The sequence below is a fragment of the Psychroflexus lacisalsi genome, assembly GCF_020164495.1.
GTDB lineage: Bacteria > Bacteroidota > Bacteroidia > Flavobacteriales > Flavobacteriaceae > Psychroflexus > Psychroflexus lacisalsi.
Window position 1 is genome coordinate 329,110 of record NZ_JAIQYZ010000001.1, and the last position, 16,327, is coordinate 345,436.

Annotated in this window: 9 protein-coding genes; all 9 read left to right on the forward strand. The window is 37.5% G+C overall.

What is annotated here, in order from left to right; translation table 11 throughout:
* Positions 1-48: 48 nt before the first annotated feature.
* A complete protein-coding gene (locus tag LB449_RS01455) occupies positions 49-3,093 on the forward strand; it encodes a SusC/RagA family TonB-linked outer membrane protein (RefSeq protein ID WP_224453296.1) in 3,045 nt (1,014 codons plus the stop codon).
* A gap of 10 nt (positions 3,094-3,103) precedes the next feature.
* Positions 3,104-4,597 (forward strand): RagB/SusD family nutrient uptake outer membrane protein, encoded by a 1,494-nt coding sequence (locus LB449_RS01460; RefSeq protein WP_147227057.1) that lies wholly within the window; start codon positions 3,104-3,106, stop codon positions 4,595-4,597.
* A 12-nt stretch (positions 4,598-4,609) separates the two neighbouring features.
* The gene (locus LB449_RS01465) at positions 4,610-6,187 is read left to right on the forward strand and encodes a hypothetical protein (protein WP_003441538.1); all 1,578 of its coding nucleotides are present in this window, start codon (positions 4,610-4,612) and stop codon (positions 6,185-6,187) included.
* 11 nt (positions 6,188-6,198) lie between these two features.
* Positions 6,199-7,125 (forward strand): hypothetical protein, encoded by a 927-nt coding sequence (locus LB449_RS01470; protein ID WP_003441536.1) that lies wholly within the window; start codon positions 6,199-6,201, stop codon positions 7,123-7,125.
* Positions 7,126-7,311: 186 nt separating this feature from the next.
* Complete coding sequence (gene bglX, locus LB449_RS01475; protein ID WP_224453297.1) at positions 7,312-9,585, forward strand: beta-glucosidase BglX; 2,274 nt, start codon at positions 7,312-7,314, stop codon at positions 9,583-9,585.
* A 452-nt stretch (positions 9,586-10,037) separates the two neighbouring features.
* Positions 10,038-13,208 carry a glycoside hydrolase 5 family protein gene (locus LB449_RS01480; RefSeq protein ID WP_224453298.1) on the forward strand — a complete coding sequence of 1,057 codons (3,171 nt, stop codon included), beginning with the start codon at positions 10,038-10,040 and terminating at the stop codon, positions 13,206-13,208.
* Between the two features lie 8 nt (positions 13,209-13,216).
* Complete coding sequence (locus tag LB449_RS01485) at positions 13,217-14,659, forward strand: Ig-like domain-containing protein (protein ID WP_224453299.1); 1,443 nt, start codon at positions 13,217-13,219, stop codon at positions 14,657-14,659.
* A gap of 17 nt (positions 14,660-14,676) precedes the next feature.
* Positions 14,677-15,537, forward strand: a complete 861-nt coding sequence (locus LB449_RS01490) for a glycoside hydrolase family 16 protein (protein ID WP_224453300.1) — start codon at positions 14,677-14,679, stop codon at positions 15,535-15,537.
* 15 nt (positions 15,538-15,552) lie between these two features.
* Complete coding sequence (locus tag LB449_RS01495; protein ID WP_224453301.1) at positions 15,553-16,311, forward strand: PKD domain-containing protein; 759 nt, start codon at positions 15,553-15,555, stop codon at positions 16,309-16,311.
* The last annotated feature ends 16 nt before the right edge of the window (positions 16,312-16,327 follow it).

Below are 16,327 nucleotides of genomic sequence, written 5' to 3' on the forward strand. Positions count from 1 at the left end.
GTTTATAGAGTCCATGAAAAATTAGATTTACGTTAAATAATTTATGATATGGTTAAAAACTTTTTGATAGCGACAATTTGTTTGTTTTCTATGTGGACGTATTCACAAGAAAAAGACATTGAAGGAAATGTTTCAGACGACGAATCTGGAATGCCCTTATTAGGAGTCAACGTAATTGTTGAAGGAACTTCTACAGGAACCACAACCGATTTTGACGGTAATTTTACTTTAAAGTCAGTTCCAAACGATGCCACTTTAATTTTTTCTTACCTAGGATTTAAAACTTTAAAGTTGAAAGTTGCAGAAGCCTCAGACTTTAATGTCAAATTGGCTTCGGATACTCAAGCTTTAGATGATGTGGTTGTTATTGGTTACGGTAAAAGTAGCAAGCGGAAAGTGACAGGTGCTGTATCTACCGTAAACTCCGAATCTATTCAAGATTTAGAGCCTGTCAATGCAGCAACTGCTTTACAAGGTACTTCTGCCGGTGTCAATGTAACCCCACAATCTGGATCCCCGGGTGCTGAATCTAACATTAGAATTAGAGGTGTTTCCACCAACGGTAACAGTTCTCCACTTATTATTCTTAACGGTTTTCAATACGACGGTGGTCTTAATTCCATAAACCCACAAGATATTGAGACTATTACGGTCTTGAAAGATGCTCAGGCTGCTATTTATGGTTCTATCGGTGCAAATGGTGTTGTTCTTATTGAAACCAAAAAAGGTAGCAAAAATACTGCTCCAGAAATTACTTACAACACCTACGTAGGTTTACAAGAAACAACAAGAAAGCTTCCTTTGCTAAACAGCAATGAGTATGCACTTCTTATCAATGAAAAATATGCTAATGCAGGACAATCTTTGCCTTTTTCAAATCTAAACAATATTGAAAACGATACAGATTGGCAAGATGCTGTTTTAGAGACCAGCGCTGTGGTAAGTAATAACTTTGCCATAAGAGGTGGTTCTGAAAAAACAAATTACTCGTTTAGTGCTTCTCACTTAGATCAGAAAGGTATTGTAGCTCCAGATAAATCAAATTTTAAACGGACTACGGCAAACTTATCGATAAACACCGAAGTAAAAGACTACCTTAATATTCAGGCAAATGTTATTTTTACGAATAACAGATCTCAGGGTATAAATTCATTTGGTTTGGGTTCGGTTTTATTTAATGCTCTAAACATTGCTCCTACAATTAATCAAAATAGAAATAATTTAGATGGGACTATAGACTTAGGAAATGAAGTAGTAAACCCACTTACTCAAATCAATAATACTTTTAATGATTTTGAGAGTAACCGTTTAAGTGGTAATGTGGTAGCTGAGTTAGAGTACATTCAAGATTTTGAATTAACTGCCCGTTATGGTTTTAATTCCTCAAAACTTAACAACAGACAATTTTTCCCTGAATTTAATTTTGGAACGGGAAAAGTATTTAATAGACCTGTCAATCAAGTCGATCTGGATCAGCAAGATTTTTATGATTACACATTTGACTTGTTCAATACCATAGAAAAAACATTTTTTGGTGAATTGGACGTCACAAACACAACAGGTTTAACCGTGTTTAGGTCTCATGGAGAAGGTTTATTTGGTTCTAGAACAGGCGTTCTAAGGAATAGCTATGACTTTGCTGACTTAGGTTCTGCTACTGGTGTTGGAGAAGGAAATCAAACTAATGGATCATTTGTAAGCGAGTTTAGAAGATTATCTTACTTCACAAGATTTGAATTTGATTATCAAGATAAATATTTGTTTTCGGCCATATTAAGAAGGGATACTTCATCTCGATTTGGACCTAATAATTCTACTGGATGGTTTCCTTCAGTAACAGCCGGATGGTTATTGACTGAAGAGGATTTTATTGGAACTAATGATATTTTAAATTTTGCTAAGCTAAGAGCAAGTTACGGTGAACTTGGAAATGACCAGATTGGAGATTTTCTCTTTTTATCTGTTCTGAGTGGTGAAGCAGAGTACTTATTTGGTCCAGACCAAGGTCTGACTACTGGACAAGCTCTAGGTCCCTTAGCTAATCCAAGCGTGAAGTGGGAAACCGCTAAGAAATTGGATATAGGTCTAGATCTTCAATTATTCAATAATGACCTGGACATAACATTAGATTATTACGATAACACAAGGGAAGATCTACTGATACCAGGAATACCAACCTCAGGTATATTTGGAATAGCAGCTCCAGGGAGCTCTGCTCCAACCATCAACGCAGGTACAGTTAAAAACACTGGTTTTGAAGCCACATTGGGATATAGTAAAGATTTTAGTGATGACTTTTCATTCTCTATCAATTATAACGTAAGTACTATCGATAACGAGGTTACTCAAATTAACGGTGCAGAGTTCCTAGAAGGTGGCCAGTTTAGTGTAGGTCAGCAACCTCCATCCAGAATGGAAGTAGGATTACCTTTAGGATATTTTTACGGTCTTAAGACTGATGGAATATTCCAGTCTCAAGCTGAAGTAGAGGCACATCCTTCTCAATCTCAACTTGCAGGTGTTGAAGCTAGTCCTGGTGATTTAAGGTTTGTAGATACGAACGGAGATGGTGTTATAAGTCAAGATGATAGAACGTATATTGGTGACCCAATACCAGATGTAACCATGGGTCTGAATTTATCTTTTACTTACAAAAACTTCGACTTTAGCGCTTATTCTTTTGCTAACTTAGGCAATGAAATTGTAAGAAATTTTGAAAGAGATCAGATCAACGTTAATATGTTAAGTAGACGATTAAATCGTTGGACAGGTCCTGGGACCTCTTCTACAGAGCCTCGAGTGACAACTGGAGCTACAGCCAATAAATTATTTTCAGACTATTTTGTTGAGGACGGTTCCTTTTTAAGAATACAAACCATTTCTCTGGGTTATAATGTTCCCGTTGAAAACTTAAAGGCTTTTGGTATCAATGGAGTTAAAATTTATGCTAAAGTTGATAACGCATTTACCTTTACAGAATACTCCGGATACGATCCTACAGCCTCCACAGGAGCTCCAATTGGAGGAGGAATTGATCTTGGATTCTATCCGCTGCCAAGAACCTATACACTTGGACTAAATGTTAAACTTTAAACGAATGAAAATGGCAAAGACAATATATAACCAATGGTTCATGATTTTAATGGCATTAGCCTTAGTATCATGCTCAGACGATTTTGTGGAACTAGAACCACCTTACCGACTTACCTCAGAAAACTTTTTTGAGGATGAAGAAGACTTTCAAAACGCATTGATTGGCTCCTATGATATTTTGCAGTCTACTTATGTTAATGTTATTCTTGGAGAAATTGCTTCAGACAATACGCATGCCGGAGGAGAAAGTGCAACCGACGTTGTAGGATGGCAGCAGGTAGATAGAATGGCTCATACCCCAGATAACAATAATCTGGATGATATTTGGGATTTCAATTTCGCTGGTGTTTACAGAGCATCTTATATCATTGAAAATGCTGATAAGATAGATTTTGAAGGTAAGGAGCAAATTATTGCTGAAGCACGTTTTTTAAGAGCTTATTTCAATTTTGAACTAGTAAAATGGTTCGGGGCTATACCTATTAAGCCAGAAGGTAAATTTGAACTAGGTGAAGAAACATCTCTGCCCAGAACATCGATTGATTTAGTATACCAATATATCGAGAATGATCTTTCTCTGGCCATACCGAATATGTCTTCCCAGGCTTTAGAAATAGGACGAGCTTCCAAAGCTTCTGCCCAGGCACTTCTTGGTAAGGTGCACTTGTACCAAGATGAATTTAATCTAGCGGCCCCTTTGTTTGATGCTGTTATTGGTTCACAACAGTTTCATTTGTATGGAACAGAAGGCGATGAAGAATACGAAGACCTTTTTGAATTTGAAGCTGAAAATAGTGCAGAATCTGTTTTTGAAATTCAATATTCCGGTCAAGCCCAAGGAGCTAGTTTTGATTGTTTACAATGTAGTGAAGGTAATGTCATGGTAGGATTTAGTGGTGTAAGAGGCTACAACGGTCCTGTCTTTGAATCTGGATTTGGCTTTAATTTACCTACTGAAGAAACTTATAATGCCTTTGATTTAGACGACTTAAGAAGAGATGTTTCTATCTTGAACATTGAAGCTTGGGCTGCAGACACAGGAGCAACTTTTACCATAGGAAACCAAGACCCTACAACAGGTCATACCGGGTATTACAATAGAAAGTATATCCCTAGACAAAATGATAATTTAGGGGATGCTAATTTGACACAGCCAAACAATTACAGAGCTATCCGTTATGCTGATGTTCTATTGATGGCAGCTGAAGCTTTAAATAGAGGAGGTATCAACGATCAATTAGCATTAGATTATGTGAACGAAGTTCGTGAAAGAGCAGGATTAGATGATGTGAATTTATCAGGAGGCCAGTTAACTGAAGAGATATATACTCAAAGACGACTAGAGCTTGTAGGTGAAGGACACCGTTTCTTTGATTTAGTGAGAACTGGAAGAGCAGCCAACGTGATTGATGGATTTACTCCAAACAAAAATGAAGTTTTCCCTGTACCACTTGAAGAAATTCAATTTTCTCAAGGAAATTGGGAACAAAACGCAAACTACTAATACATAACAGAGATGAAAAAGCAATTTTTAATATTATACCTACTCATGATTGCAGTGTTTACTGTATCATGTTCTGATGATGAGGGTCTTCAAGATATACCAATTGGGGCTCCTTCCAATATTGATGCTAAGATCAGTTTTACTCAAGATAATTCAGGACTGGTGACTATCCTGCCTAAAGCTGAAAATGTGAACCTTTTTTATGCTGATTTTGGCGATGGAAGTGAACTTTCAGATACCATCAGTGTTGGAGAATCACTTTCGCACATTTATGCGGAAGGCACTTTTGATTTAACTCTTGTAGCCATGAATGCGGCTGATAAGCAAACAGAGTCAGTTCAACCTATAGAAGTGTCCTTCAATGCACCCGAAAATCTTGAAGTTACCATCGAAAATGATGGAGTTGAATCCAATACTGTAAATGTTTCTGTAACTGCTGACTTTGCGACAAGCTTTGAAGTTGATTTTGGTGAAGAGGGTGTTGAGTCTGTAGTTAGTGGTTCAATCGAAGAAACATTATCTTACACGTATCAACAATCTGGAGCATATACGATTTCAGTTGAAGTTATGGGTGCTGCATCACAAACCACAACTTATGTAGAAGAAGACTTTTTTGTAGAAGAGATTTTAGTGCCAGTTGTTGCTGCACCAAGACCAGCGGAACCTTCTCCAAATGTTATTGCTATCTATAGTGATAGATATACACCAATCACGGTTACGGAATTACCAACAGAGTGGTCGGACACTAACTTTGAAGAAGTTATAATTGAGGGTGATAATACTATTAAGTATTCTAATCTTGCTTTTACCGGTATTGTAACGGACTATGGAAATCCAACTGACTTAACTGATATGGACTATGTGCATTTTGACTACTGGACTCCCGATGCTTCTGCACTAGGTTTTAAATTAGTTAATACTGTCATTGGTGAAGAAGATATAGAATTTGTAGAACCTATTACTTCAGGCCAGTGGGTGAGCGTAAAATTTCCTCTAGCAGATTATGCTATGGATAGATCCCAAGTGACTCAGTTATTGTTTGATACCGCAGGAAACCCTGCTACTGTTTATATCGATAACTTATACTTTTCAAAAGATGTAGCACAACAGCCAACTGCATCAGCTCCAGTTCCTACGCAAGACGCTTCAAACGTAATTTCAATCTATAGTGATGCATATACATCCATTACTGTAAGTGAACTACCAACTGTATGGTCTGGTTCAGGCTATGAGGAGGTTGCAGTAGATGGAAATAATGCCATGTTATTTACAAACTTTGATTTCTTAGGAATTGTTACAGATTATGGTAATCCTACTGATTTAACAAGTATGACACATGTCCATTTTGACTATTGGTCCCCAAATGCAGAAAGTTTAGGACTTAAGCTAGTGAATACTGCTTTAGACCCAGTACAGGAGGACTTAGCAAATGCTGGAGCTTTAACTTTAGGAGAATGGGTAAGTGTGGATATCCCACTTGCGGATTTTGATATGGATCTTTCTGCTGTTACTCAGTTAATTTTTGATAACCTAGTTGAAGCAGATGCAGACGATACAGTGTATATCGATAACTTCTATTTTTACAATTAAATTTTTAGACAATGAAAAAATATAATCACATAATTCTAAGTCTTCTTGTACTGCTTGTTATAGTAAGTTGCCAGGATGATGATCAACAATTTGGGGAAATTAATGCCCCATCAAATATTGATATTACTGCAGAAATCATTGGTGCCGATAGCGAAAATCCTAATGGCGATGGCTCTGGAGAAGTTATTTTTACAGCCAAAGCAGACAATGCAATCTCTTATGGTTTTGTTTACCAATCCAATAAAAAGAATGCCCCATCAGGATCAGCATCTTTTATATTTTCCACTTTAGGTGTTAATTCTTATACTATTTCCGTTATAGCTTACGGTAAAGGTGGTGTTTCTTCATCTGAAACATTTGATGTTGAGGTTTTAGCAACTTATGAACCGCCTGTAGAATTAAAGGCTAAGCTCTATGATTTTGATCCCAATAATCCTGATGCTGTCACTTCAAAAACATGGAGAATTAAATCTTCAGTGCCAGGTCATTTTGGTCTAGGTCCTGTTGGTGGGAATATACCTGTTGAATTTTTCGGTGTAGCTCCTGAAGAAAAAGTTGGTGTAGGAATGTATGATGATCGCTATATTTTTGATTCAGACGGAACCTTCAAGCTTATTACAAACGTCAATAACGATGATACTTCAGGGACTGTATTTGGACGAGGTGCTTATGTAGATCAATTGGGCAGCTCCGGCGGAACGCCTAATGGTGATGATATAGAAAATTTACCTCTTGAAGATTTTCAAACTACCTGGCAACTCATCAATCCTGGTGGTGCAGAAACTATTAGTCTATCAGGACTAGGGTTTATAGGTTACTATACGGGTACACACAATTATCAAATATTTGATCGTTCTGAGCCTAATGAAATGACTTTAAAGATAACTGATGGTAATTCTGAGTTTGACTGGTGGTTTATAATTACTTCAGAAGAATAGGCATAATATCATAAGTTTCTTATCAATATCAAAAAAGAGGATTCAAACATCCTCTTTTTTGATATTATTGCTTTAAATAAGTCTGATTTGATTTGTCAAACGTTCTTTTATGAATACTATTTTTAAACAAGTATTTGTAAAATCTAATTAATCATTCGAATAAGTAAACCGCACAATAAACAACACATGAATTTTAAACATTTTATTTATATGAGTATTGCTATACTCATTTTATCTTGTCAGCAAAACCCTGCAAATATAAATTCCTCCAAAACTATCGACGCCCAAGTGCAAGAGCTTTTGGCTAAAATGACTCTGGAAGAGAAAATTGGCCAGATGAACCAGTACAGTGGGTTTATGGATTTTACAGGTCCTGAGCCCGACAAAGGTCAAGCTGCAACCAAATTGGATCACATCAAAAAAGGCTGGGTCGGGTCAATGCTAAATGTTCATGGAGTCGAAAATGTAAGAGCTGTTCAAAAAATAGCCGTCGAAGAGTCGAGGCTCGGGATTCCTCTTGTGTTCGGTTTTGATGTTATTCATGGTTATAAAACGATTAGTCCTATTCCTCTTGCCGAAGCCGCCAGTTGGAATTTGGAAGCTATAAAGCGTTCTGCAGAAATTGCTGCAGAAGAAGCATCAGCTGCGGGAATTAATTGGACATTTGCCCCTATGGTAGATATCTCCAGAGATGCCCGTTGGGGTAGGGTGATGGAAGGTGCCGGAGAAGATCCTTTTCTAGGGAGTCAAATTGCTAAAGCTAGAATAAATGGATTTCAAGGTGAGGATTTAGCTGCTTCTCATACTATTGCCGCAACTGCCAAGCACTTTGCAGGATATGGTTTTGCAGAAGCTGGTCGAGACTACAACACTGTGGATGTGGGGACTACTACTTTATACAATGTGATACTTCCACCGTTTGAAGCTTCACTAGAAGCCGATGTCAAAAGTGTAATGAGTGCTTTTAACGTTCTTAATGGTATTCCTGCCACAGGTGATCAATTTTTACTCAGGAATATTTTAAAAGACCAATGGGATTTTCAGGGTTTTGTGGTATCCGATTGGGACTCTGTTGGAGAAATGGTAAACCACGGTTATGCAGAAGATGGCCGAGATGCGGCTAAAAAGTCTGTTTTAGCTGGAACTGACATGGATATGGAATCTTATCATTTCATTGAAGAATTGGCAAGCCTTGTAGAAGCTGGAGAAGTGGATGAGGATTTAATTGATGATGCAGCTAGACGTGTTTTAAAAGTTAAATTTGAACTTGGTCTTTTTGAAGACCCTTACAAATATTTATCCAAAGATCGTGAAAACGAATTAGTGTACAGTCCGAAATTTAAAGATGAGGTTTCAGATATTGCAAGACGATCTATTGTTTTACTCAAAAACGATAACAATATTTTACCACTTAAAAAATCAAATCGAAAGATTGCTATAATTGGCGATCTCGCTCAGGATAAAACTTCACCACTAGGAAGCTGGAGAATAGCTGCTGACGACGGAACAGCTGAGCCTTTGGTGGAAGCTATGCAAGCCTATGAAGCTAATAATACAATCAATTACACAGCTGGTCCCCAGCTTATTATAGGAGAAACCAAATTTGTAAAAGAACTTAAGGTTAACACAACAGATAGATCAGGTTTTGATGAAGCGGTGAAAAGCTCTAAAAATGCCGATGTTGTAATTATGAACCTTGGCGAACATGGTTTGCAAAGTGGAGAAGCAAGGAGCAGAACAAGACTTGGATTACCTGGATTACAACAGGAGTTATTAGAAGCGGTTTATAAAGTAAATCCCAACATCGTTTTAGTACTTCAGAATGGTCGACCGCTTACCCTCAATTGGGCAGAAAAAAATATCCCAGCTATTGTAGAGGCCTGGCAACTTGGTTCATTTAGTGGTTCAGCAATTGCTCAGGTGCTTTATGGTGATTATAATCCTAGCGGTAAGTTGCCAATGAGTTTTCCTCGCCATGTGGGGCAACTCCCTTTGTATTACAATCATTTATCTACTGGAAGACCAAATGATCCTAATCAAAATGATGTCTTCAGGTCTCATTACACAGACGAATTGAATACACCACTCTATCCTTTTGGTTTTGGATTAAGCTATACTAACTTTACTTACAACAATTTTAAGGTGACTACGCAAACCTCCTCAAACGCTATCGAAGTCACTGTAAATGTTGAAAACAGCGGAGATATGGACGGCACAGAAACTGTACAGGTCTACATCAGAGATTTGGTTGCTCAAATTTCAAGACCGGTAAAAGAGCTCAAAGCCTTTCAACAGGTAAAGATCAAGGCTGGTGAGAAAGTAAACTTAACGTTTACTCTAACTGAAGAAGATCTTGGATACTATTTGCCCAACGGCGATTGGATTTTTGAAAGCGGTGAATTTGAAATATTTCTAGGAAGCAATTCACAGGATACTAGCTCGAAGCTTATAGAATTATAATAATCAAGATGTATAGTTGAAAAAAAGAATAAAATCTTCATTTTTAAAATTGATTTGATAATCTTTTTCATTCAAACTACTACTTGTGTATATTTTATAAGCTATTTATAATTAAATGTTATTTATTTAATATAATAAGTACGGAATAAACAATGTATTGATTAGGTGATGACTAAAATCTTTGTTTTTTGATTGTAGTAATTTCAAATTCTCTTTTTTTAAACAGTTTGCATCTATACATTTCCTATACAAAACATCTTTTTAGTCCAAATCAAAACCCTCGTTAAAAACCCTTTCTTAATATAAAGTTAAGGGTTTTAAGGGGGTCTACTCATTTTTTGGATTCAAAAAAATCATAGCGAGTGTGTATATTTTTTGTAGTGTGTTAAATCAAATGTTTAACAGCGAAAACCTTTAAGTTTGATAATAACGAATTTTTTAGATTCTTTAATATGAAAAAATTTCTAACTGCAATCGCTTTTTTACTTCTTACGAACTTTAGTTTTTCTCAGGCTCATGAGGTAAAGGTCAGCTCTAATGAGCAAGGAATGAAGCTTCAAGTAGATGGTGAAGATTTTATGGTAAATGGTATGAACTGGGATTATTTTCCAAGAGGAACAAATTTCAGCTATAGCCTTTGGGAACAATCCGATGATATAATCCAAGCAGCGCTCGACGCGGAGATGGGTTTGCTAAAAAATATGGGGGTTAATACGGTAAGACTTTACACTGGCATCCAGCCAAAATGGATCACTTACATTTATGAAAATTATGGGATCTATACCATGCTCAACCATTCTTTTGGTCGGTATGGATTGACGATAAACGGATTGTGGACACCTGTAACTAAATACGATGATCCAGACACTAAAGAATTGCTGCTTTCAGAAGTTAATGAACTAGCTGAAAATTACAAAGATACTCCAGGGCTTCTGCTATTCCTGTTAGGTAACGAAAACAATTACGGGTTATTTTGGGCAGGTGCCGAAACTGAGGATTTTCCCGACGAGGAAGATCAAATCAATGCTGTTGGTGAAGTTAGAGGTCGTCCGATGTATCGCCTCATGAATGAAGCAGCAGTAAACATGAAGGAAATCAATAGCAATATTCCAGTTGCAATTTGTAATGGCGACGTTCTCTTTCTTGATATTATCGCTGAAGAATGCCCTGATGTAGATATTTATGGAACCAATATGTACAGAGGAGCCTCATTCGGAGATGCTTTTCAAAAAGTAAAAGAGGTCTACGGTAAACCTATTTTATTTACAGAATTTGGAGCAGATGCTTTTAACGCCATTGAAATGCAAGAAGACCAGAAATCTCAGGCTTATTATATGGTGAATAACTGGAAAGACATCTACGCAAATGCCGCAGGACTTGGAAAAGCTGAAAATTCTATTGGAGGATTTACTTTCCAATTTAGTGATGGTTGGTGGAAATTTGGACAGACAGATAATTTGGATGTTCACGATTCAAATGCCTCTTGGGAAAACGGAGGATATGACAGAGATCATAAAGAAGGTAAAAATAATATGAATGAAGAGTGGTTTGGAGTGTGTGCCAAAGGTCCAACTAATGCAAGAGGTTTGTATGACTTATATCCTAGGGCTGCTTATTACGCTTTAAAAGAAGCGCATGAACTCAATCCTTACGATGAAAATGCCAATGGACTAACCGTGAACAAACATTTTGAGGACATCTCTTTAATGGATGCTGTATTAAGGGCTAGAGGGGACAAAGCCGCTTTAGGTGGCGGGGAAACTCAAAAGGTTGGAATTAGCAGAGTAGCAGCTCATTTATCTACCTTTTATACAGGGGGTAGTTTAATTACAACACCAGACAATCCAGATCCAAACTCCACTTCTTATCCCAATCAATTGGGTTTTGACCAGATGCAATCCTATTTTATTGGTGTGGGTGGTAAACCTGCAGCTAATGTCACTTTCAATGTGGACTTCAACATTGTTGGAGATGTCGCTGAAAACCCAATCAACGAAATTTTTTACGAAAATAGGGCGAGACCCATTCGAGTCCAAACTCCAGATGGAGAAACGATAATTCAAGACAATAATAATTTACAGGTTTACCAAGCTGAGTTTGAATGGAACAACGATCTATTCGACTTAAGAGGATTTTACAGAACAGGTCACTATCATTGGGGTTACGAAGGTGATTTTTTTGGTTTATATCCTGAAGCTAACTATGGTCCAAACTTAGATATCTATGGAGGTATAATTTCGGGAATAGAGATTGACGCCAAAGGAGAACTTGATGGTTTAAAAGCCGCTATTGGACCTCAATTGTGGTGGGGTGCCAATCCTACCATGCTTTATAAATATACCAAGACCATTCAAAAATGGGATGTGACAGGAATTTACCATAGAGACTTAGAAACAGAATTAGAGTTTGACGATAACGGACGTAGGATATTAGATCAGAATCAGGTGCGAAGTGGTGTGATTCCACCATGGCCTCAGGAAAGAGCTACATTGGCTCTAGAAAGAGATTTTGGAAAATTTGGATTGACAGTAGGTGGTATATGGGCAGGAAGCCCGCTGAACGGAAGTACTTATCAAGATATCGATGATAACGGCAACGTAGTAGTTGATAATGTTAAAGCGTCCGATAATTGGGGAGGTAAAGCTAAACTGACTTACGAAGGTGGTAAATTTAACTGGTATGCACAAGGAGGTGTCTCAGGGCTTGTAGCCAATGGGGGATTCGATCCCACATTAACTTTCACAGGTTGGAAATTAAAAGATAATGGAAGTGGTAACCAATCCAATTTTTTATCTGGTTTCACTTATAATATAGGGAAATGGCAAATTGCCCCAAATTTTTTATGGCAAAAGCCTTTGGTAGATGCTATGCCGGACAATGGTGATGCGCCAGGTCGATTAAGAAATTTTATCGATGATCCATTTGCTGTTCGTTTTAATAGAGAAACTACAGCCGGTGAAATTCTCTTCACCTTCGACCCTACTCCTGGAACTTACATGTATGACTGGGATAACAATAGATCTGAGGATGCAGAATTTGCAATGAGTGCAGGTTTTGTATTTAGACACTTACCGACGACAATGGATGCACATATTGGTTTCCTCGATACTCGTGAGTTTTTTCCTTTTGCTAACACTGTCCCAGCTCAGGATTTATGGGAAGCTCACGCTAGAATGGTTTCAAGTTTAGGGCCTGATCTTAGTATCGTGGGTACATTTTATTATGGAAACGGTCAGGCTAATGGAGATTCTGATCGATTAGTGACCGATAGGTTTGGAGCCAATCTCGACGTGAGGTATAAAAAATATTGGATTAGAGGGGATGTGAAAATCAACGATTGGGGACCTTACGATTACCACAGGGATTTCAACTTAACTTTCCCAATCCAAACCATGATTGATTTGTCAACTACATTAGGGAAACCAGAATGGTATATTTTGCCCACCACACAAGTTGGTATAAGAGGAATATGGCGGTCATTAAATGAATTTTCTCCCAGATATTCACCCAATGCAACACCGATTGGTTCCTTCGATACTAATCCAGCAATTAGTCCAGTAGGCTTTCCTGATGGTTCTGAATGGGAAATCATGACTTATGTAAGATTTAATATAGGTAAATAATATTCAAGATGATACAGAAAAAATATATTCAATTTATAGCACTTGTTGTCCTTTCTATGATAGTGACTACAAGTTGTGAACGAGACGTATCCGACGATGCGGTATTGGCCACTTTTCCTTCTAATGCAGACGTTTATTCTGATAATCCTGAAGGATTAACAGATGAGTTTTTCATCTCCTTTAATCCTGTCGATGGGGCAAACCCTGAAGGTTTTGGAACTGATCAAAATGAAGCTTACATGGGGACTTCTTCAATAAGACTAGATATCCCTGCACCAAATGATCCTGATGGTGGTTTTATTGGTGGTATTTTTAAAGATAGAGGTGAAGGAAGAAATTTGACAGAGTATGATGCTTTAACCTTTTGGGTAAAGGCTTCAAGAACCGCACTTTTTGATGAAGTTGGTTTTGGGTTCGACTTTGAATTGGACAAATACACAGTGGCGAGGGCAGGTATACCATTATCAACAGATTGGAGAAAAGTAACCATACCAATCCCAGACCCATCAAAATTGGTTCAAGAAAAAGGAATGTTTTTCTTTTCAACAGGTACCTCAAGTACAGATGGTGTTGGATTTACAATTTGGATAGATGAGATAAGATTCGAAAATCTAGGAACAATAGCCCAACCTCAACCAAGAATTTTAAACGGTCAGAATGTTTCGCAACAAGGCTTTCTTAATGTGCCTTTTCAACTCACTGGACTTACTCAAACATTCAATGTGGAAACCGGTAGAAATGTAAGAGTTAATGCAGCCCCTTCTTTTTTTGATTTTGCGTCTTCAAACCCTGGAGTTGCTACAGTTGACGAATTTGGCCTGGTTTCAGTTATAGGTGTAGGCGAAGTGACAATATCTGCCTCTTTGGATGGTGTTGGAGCTCAAGGCTCATTGTCGCTCAATGTAGAGGGGGGATTCAATTTTGCTCCGGTTCCAACACGGCCCGAAGAAAATGTTGTTTCTATATTTAGTGATGCCTATCAGGATATACCAGTTTCAAGATACAATTCATTTTTTGAGCCCTTTCAAAACACGCTTGGCGGTGTTGTCCCGGTTGGACCAGAATCTATAATAAGTTATTCAGATCTAAATTTTGTAGGCATTGTCTTTAATGATGTCACCTTCCCATCAGAAGCAGTTCAACCTGTTAATGCTGCTAATTTGACTCATTTACATGTAGATATTAATGTTCAAGAAGCTATTCAAGCCAACGACAGATTATTGTTACAGCTTACAAATTATGGTGCTTCAGAAACAGTGGGCTCTTTTTTAATATCTGGAAATCAATTAGTCGAAGACCAATGGGTCAGTTTTGATATTCCTTTATTGGACTTTTCGGGACTTGGGGATAAAAACAGAATTGGTTTACTGCTTTTTAACTCTGAAAATGGGCCTGATAATCCAACGATATCCAACTTATTTTTAGATAACATTTATTTCTATACTGAATAAATATAAACCTATTGACTATGAAAATAAATAAAGATAGTAAACTCAATATGGTGAAATATCCACCAATTTTTCTATTAATATTAATATGCGTATTGAGTTGCGATTTAGATGAAACCCAAGAAGTGGTTACACTTGACAACTTGGTGTGGGCTGATGAGTTTGACACCGATGGTGCTCCAAATCCAGAACATTGGAACTTTGAAATTGGCGATGGTACAAAACAAGGCATACCGGGTTGGGGTAATAATGAATTACAATATTACACCGATAGACCACAAAATGTGAAAGTTGAAAATGGCGTATTGCTCATCACTGCCAGACAAGAATCCTTTGAAGGCAATAATTATACTTCTGCGCGATTGACCACTCAAAATCTGTTTGAACAAAAATATGGTCGATATGAAGCGCGGATCAAAGTACCTTATGGAAAAGGTTACTGGCCTGCATTTTGGTTATTGGGTAATGACTGCGATGTTAATCCATGGCCTGCTTGCGGAGAAATCGATATTATGGAATACTTAGGCGATGAGCCAACTTCAGTTTTTAGTACAATTCATGGGCCTCAATATTCTGGAGCTGAATCTATTTCTAAAGAATTTAGTTTAGAAAATGGCAGATTTGATACTGATTTTCATGTTTATGGAATGGAATGGTCACCAAATCGCATCAATTTTTATGTAGATGACGTTTTATATCATTCACTAACGCCAGAAGATGTAGATGAAGAAACTAATGGCACCGGAAACTGGATTTTCAATGATAGAGCATTTTACATCATTCTCAATGTAGCCGTAGGTGGTAATTTGCCAGGAAACCCGAATTCAGAAACCGTTTTCCCTCAAAGCATGGTTGTGGATTATGTAAGAGTTTACAATTAACTAAAATTTATTAAAATGAAATTATCAAATAGAAGCTTAATAGTTGTACCTCTCATGGTTTTGACCATGTTTCAATTCTCATGTGAAGAGAATGATAGTGGTATCGATTTTGTAGATTTTGAAGCCAGGTTTGTCAGTGAGATAAATAACAGAACCGCTAGCTTTAATAATCTATCCAATGAAGCGACAAGTTTTGTATGGGATTTCGGAGATGCTACGAGTTCGACTTTGATTAATCCTGTCAAAACTTATGATGAGGATGGTACTTATACAGTGTCGCTCACTGCAATCAATGATAATGGCGATATAGATACATTTCAAGATGATGTTGAGGTAGAATTGATTTTGATAGTAAATGGTAATTTTGAGAATGGTTCCCAAGGTTGGATTATAGGAGTTAATGATAATGCACTAGCGCCTGTAGTTACTGAAAATGGCAATTCATTTTACGAAGTTGATATCACCAACCCCAACCCTGATCAACCATTCCTCGTTAATCTCAGTCAAAAATTACCAATTACCCAAGGAGAAACCTATGTTTTGACCTTTGACGCCTGGTCTGATAGGAACAGGACCATCATTGCAGGAATAGGCTTAAGTGGTGGTGATTTTTCCAACGATACTCAAACTGTAAACCTGACGGATACACCACAAACGTTTGAGTTAACCTTAAGCTCTCAAGAGTTTGGTGCGCCAGATGCTAGAGTTTTGTTTGATAATAACGGCGAAGCTGGCCTGGTAAGGATAGATAACGTATCCTTAAATTTGCAATAGCTTTATAATAGAACCT

What these genes read in the sequence shown, in the direction of transcription:
- LB449_RS01480 (WP_224453298.1), top strand. Translation starts at nt 10,038, where the DNA reads ATGAAAAAATTTCTAACTGCAATCGCTTTTTTACTTCTTACGAACTTT.
- LB449_RS01485 (WP_224453299.1), top strand. Translation starts at nt 13,217, where the DNA reads ATGATACAGAAAAAATATATTCAATTTATAGCACTTGTTGTCCTTTCT.
- bglX (WP_224453297.1), top strand. Translation starts at nt 7,312, where the DNA reads ATGAATTTTAAACATTTTATTTATATGAGTATTGCTATACTCATTTTA.
- LB449_RS01495 (WP_224453301.1), top strand. Translation starts at nt 15,553, where the DNA reads ATGAAATTATCAAATAGAAGCTTAATAGTTGTACCTCTCATGGTTTTG.
- LB449_RS01455 (WP_224453296.1), top strand. Translation starts at nt 49, where the DNA reads ATGGTTAAAAACTTTTTGATAGCGACAATTTGTTTGTTTTCTATGTGG.
- LB449_RS01460 (WP_147227057.1), top strand. Translation starts at nt 3,104, where the DNA reads ATGGCAAAGACAATATATAACCAATGGTTCATGATTTTAATGGCATTA.
- LB449_RS01490 (WP_224453300.1), top strand. Translation starts at nt 14,677, where the DNA reads ATGAAAATAAATAAAGATAGTAAACTCAATATGGTGAAATATCCACCA.
- LB449_RS01465 (WP_003441538.1), top strand. Translation starts at nt 4,610, where the DNA reads ATGAAAAAGCAATTTTTAATATTATACCTACTCATGATTGCAGTGTTT.
- LB449_RS01470 (WP_003441536.1), top strand. Translation starts at nt 6,199, where the DNA reads ATGAAAAAATATAATCACATAATTCTAAGTCTTCTTGTACTGCTTGTT.